Genomic DNA, 3,892 nt, shown 5'->3' with positions numbered 1-3,892 from the left:
CCATGTTCAAAGTGTGCGGAAGATGAAGCTCAAGATAAAAGAGCTGACGTGAAGAAGCATCGGTTTGGGATATGAACGCAGGAAAGAATCCCTCCGTGCTTATATCACTGGATGGGTTAATTAGTGTCTCTCCGAAAATAGGCTGTTTGCTTTTACGTTGTTAGTTATGATTTAGCGATAACGTTTTCTGTGTTATTAATTTTCACCTCGCGATCGGTCTGAGTCAGCGGATTTTCTCTAAAATTATTATTACATGAAACTCTATCAATGCCATTTAAACGGACTTCTACTGCCCACCCTCTTGAGAGTGACTAAGCGGGTTTGTTACGCGGCCATTCCTACAGGCTCTGATTTAGCCTGTCGTTGAGCCAGTTTCTTTTCCTGCTTTTGAAGCTCTCTGCCGATCTTGTGTAGATTATAAGCGGTCACCGCCAGTCCAATATATCTGTTGAAACCTGACCGGGAACGATCCGGGCATCTATTCAAGCCTCGGTGTTCAAGTTCATTGATATTGGATTCAATCGCATTGTGCTTGTTTTTCTGCCTGACAAAGCTGGGTGCTTCTTCGAGTTGCTTCTCCTGCTCACTGCGCTTACCTTTCTTAGGCATGATCACTTCGGGGATTTCCGTTTCAAGGATTTCTTTGTCTTCTTTGTCATAAAACCCTCGGTCAAAACTCAGGCTCTGTAAGCGGTATTTGCTCATTAAACGGTCTGCCACAGGCAGTGTAAGTTGATTATCTGTTTGGTTTTCGCCTATTTGCCAATCAACAATGAGATCAAATTGGTCAGAGGTGACTACCAACCTTTTACCGATTTCAACCGAAGGGTTTTTCTTGCCTTTATTGATCCACTCGGTATAGGGCTGAAAGATGGAAAACAGCTTTTCTTCGTGAGGGATGACTTCACCCTGAAGTATTCTTCTATCCATCAGGTCGATGTGCTTAACCAGCATTTGATGGTAGTAGGTCAGCTCCAGCCAGGAAGCCACCAAAGCAGGACTGCAACCAGAGATATTGTTGAGTGTATGGGTTACTTTCTTTTCCAATGCCCTGGCTTTGGTCAAATAAGCCGTAGTAGCTTTTTGAAGCCTTTCAGTCTTGTTTTTACCTCCTTTGCCCGTGATTCCACTAATGGTTCGCATTTGTCCTTTCAGTATTCTACGCCATTCTCTGGCCTTTCTCCAACCAGCATCATCAGCTTTTGTTGCGAGTTTCTCGGCTATATCAACACACTTGCGGGCACTATCCCACAGTAGGTTATAATCGGTAGGAAAGTGGGTGTCAGTTTCTACGACAAAGCTATCGGTCTTGCAGCGCAAAGTCGGTGAGGCAGAGGCAGTAGCCTCTTTTGGGGTGTTTCCTTTTTTTTAAATACCTGATGACCCATTTCCAGGATCACATCGTTGATTTGAGTTAACAACTCATCGTCTAAAAGGGTAACATTATCATAGATACCCTGATAAGAGTATTGTTTACCCGTTTTAAAATCAGTACGTAACACCCCCATGATACCTCTGACCAATTCACTATCATTGGCCATGAAGTGTAGTTCATCATAAGAAATATTCATGCATAAGCGTACTTGTGCTAAGACAAAAATTTCCCAGAGGTCCATCCCGGCTCTGCCTTTGTTCAATTGTGATTCACTCAACTTTCCAGAGATCAATTCGAAAATACGGCTATTCCATTGGTGATGGACATAAATGTATTTTAATGCCTTGGCCAATGCAGCCAGATGACTTCTGGTCTTTTTGGGTATGATGACATCCTCGATGAGTAAATCTCCTAACTGCAATTGCTGTTCAAAGGTTTTTCGCATTGATTTTAATATATATGAGCTATTTGCAATATAACAATTAATGTCCAAATAGTTGAAGACTAATTGCAACTAAAATCGGGGAGCATTTCTGGATCAAGAGAGATATTTTCCCACAGAAGAGCCTCGAATCTATTCCAGAGAAATTCAAAGAATTGCATCAAATTGACCTTAAAACTATCATCTAGTCTGCCTGAAGGTCGATCTTTCAATAAAAACGTAATATGGGGTCATCTATCGAAGGTAGATTCGTGCAAGGATAAAGCATGAAAATCCACCAGGTAGTGACTCAGATCAACTTTTTGGAACGTAAAAACAGGCACTAATTATGTCACAGATGCAAAGACGCACATTTAGCAAAGAAGAGAAGCTCTCGATCTTAGAAGAGAGTAAAAGTCTGGGGGTGAAATGCACCTTGGAAAAGTACAGCCTTTATCCAGCCACTTTTTATGGTTGGCGGAAGAAGTATGATACGATGGGGGAAGAAGGATTACGTCATGGAATGACCCCAGCCCATCTCAAAGAGATTCGTCGCCTGGAGAAAGAGAATGCGATGCTTAAGCAACTGGTTGCGGAGAAGGAATTAGAAGGTAAGCTCAAAGATGAGCTGCTAAAAAAGAAGTACCCCTTGACGAGAAAAAAGTGATAGTTATGACATACATGGGTCAGGGGCTCAAACGAGATACTGCTTTAGCTATCACACAACTTACCCGACATCAGTTCTATTATCGTCCAAAGGAACATAAAAACAGAGGTCGGCAGCAGCGTAATGATACACTGAAAGGAAGCCAAATAGTAAACGATGAGCAGGTATTGGCAGAGATCAAAGCCACACAATCGAATGAGGATACCAACTATGGTTACAGAAAGATGTCTTACCACCTTAAACAGCAGGGTTTTACCATCAACCATAAAAAGGTATACCGGTTAATGAAAGCAGCTCAATTGCTAAAAGAGAAGATCAAACCCGATACTGAAAAGTCTTATGTTCGCTATCGTATAGTCACCCCAGAAAGACCACTACAGGTACTGGAAATGGACATTAAGATGGTCTGGGTGACCCAACATCGAAGACATGCTTATATCCTCAATATCATCGATACCTTCACCAGAGTGGTACTCTATTGGTCAGTGGGATATGAGATGAAGCAGACTCAGGTACAACAGGCATGGCAATCTGTTATCGAAGAGCATCTACAATCGGCAAATCTGCTTCAAGAAGGATTACATGTAGAAGTAAGGAATGATAACGGCCCTCAGTTCCTGGCCAAAAGTGTTCGGCAGTTTTTGAAAGAAAACCACATTGATCAAATCTTTACTCACCCCTACACACCACAGGAAAATGGTCATGTAGAGAGCTTCCACAGTATCTTGAAAAAGGGACTGGGAAATCAACCTTTTTGGAGCCTTCAGGAGTTGGAAAACAGATTGGTAGCATTCTATCAAAATTACAATGAGATCAGAATCCATTCCGCAATCGCATGGTTAGCCCCAATGGTGTTTTGGAAATGTTGGCAGAAGGGACTGATCAATAGGGTTGTCCTAGACAAAAAGAAGGTGAATTTTAAACTCAACGTACCCTATCAATCCCTATCGGGATATGAGAGCCAGAGGGAAGTTCTTTGCTCTGATTTATCACCCCTCAATGGGGTGGTAAATCAGCAAAATACCACTGCCGCATGAGAGTTAGCAGCTTAAATGAGAGAAGTGAATGGGCCCAACACTCCAATTTATCAACCATCGGTCTTACCATCACCGTCGGTCGTTCTTTGCTGGGGACAAAGTTTCAACCATTCAAACTATATTCACAAAACCGTTTAGAAAATTGTCCGATTTATAGGGGGCCGAACCAATCTGTCGAAAAAATGAAGGCATTCCGTATTCATATTATAGATTGCAAAAAAGAATTCAAAAAACCATATGGAATTTCAGATACCGTTTAACAAACCCTCTTTAGTCGGAGAAGAACTCAATTATATAGAAGACGCTATTAAAAGGGGGAAAATTTCAGGAAACGGTTATTACACTCAACAAGTACATCGTTTTTTCGAAAGAAAATATGGTTTCAAGAAATG

Annotated in this window: 3 protein-coding genes and 1 pseudogene; 2 read left to right on the top strand and 2 right to left on the bottom strand. The window is 41.7% G+C overall.

All coding sequences use genetic code 11. The annotated features are described in order from the left end of the window. Positions 1 to 324 precede the first annotated feature (324 nt). Both HRU21_11850 and HRU21_11845 read right to left on the bottom strand, forming a co-directional pair. Complete coding sequence (locus HRU21_11850; protein ID NRA42982.1) at positions 325 to 1,143, bottom strand: hypothetical protein; 819 nt, start codon at positions 1,141 to 1,143, stop codon at positions 325 to 327. A 146-nt stretch (positions 1,144 to 1,289) separates the two neighbouring features. Beyond that, entirely contained in the window at positions 1,290 to 1,820 is a 531-nt protein-coding gene (locus tag HRU21_11845) for a hypothetical protein (GenBank protein ID NRA42981.1), read from the bottom strand. Between the two features lie 334 nt (positions 1,821 to 2,154). Here HRU21_11845 and HRU21_11840 point away from each other — a divergent pair, with 334 nt between their 5' ends. Beyond that, positions 2,155 to 2,463: a transposase gene (locus tag HRU21_11840; protein ID NRA42980.1), complete on the top strand. Its 309-nt coding sequence runs from the start codon at positions 2,155 to 2,157 to the stop codon at positions 2,461 to 2,463. A 14-nt stretch (positions 2,464 to 2,477) separates the two neighbouring features. Then, positions 2,478 to 3,638, top strand: a pseudogene (locus HRU21_11835) (IS3 family transposase). Positions 3,639 to 3,892 lie beyond the last annotated feature (254 nt).

It is taken from the genome of Pseudomonadales bacterium (genome assembly GCA_013215025.1).
GTDB lineage: Bacteria > Pseudomonadota > Gammaproteobacteria > Pseudomonadales > DT-91 > DT-91.
This window is presented reverse-complemented; position numbering and strand designations above follow the sequence as displayed.

Coding starts and splice junctions, on each gene's coding strand:
- HRU21_11850 (NRA42982.1), bottom strand. CDS start 1,143: ATGCGAACCATTAGTGGAATCACGGGCAAAGGAGGTAAAAACAAGACT.
- HRU21_11845 (NRA42981.1), bottom strand. CDS start 1,820: ATGCGAAAAACCTTTGAACAGCAATTGCAGTTAGGAGATTTACTCATC.
- HRU21_11840 (NRA42980.1), top strand. CDS start 2,155: ATGCAAAGACGCACATTTAGCAAAGAAGAGAAGCTCTCGATCTTAGAA.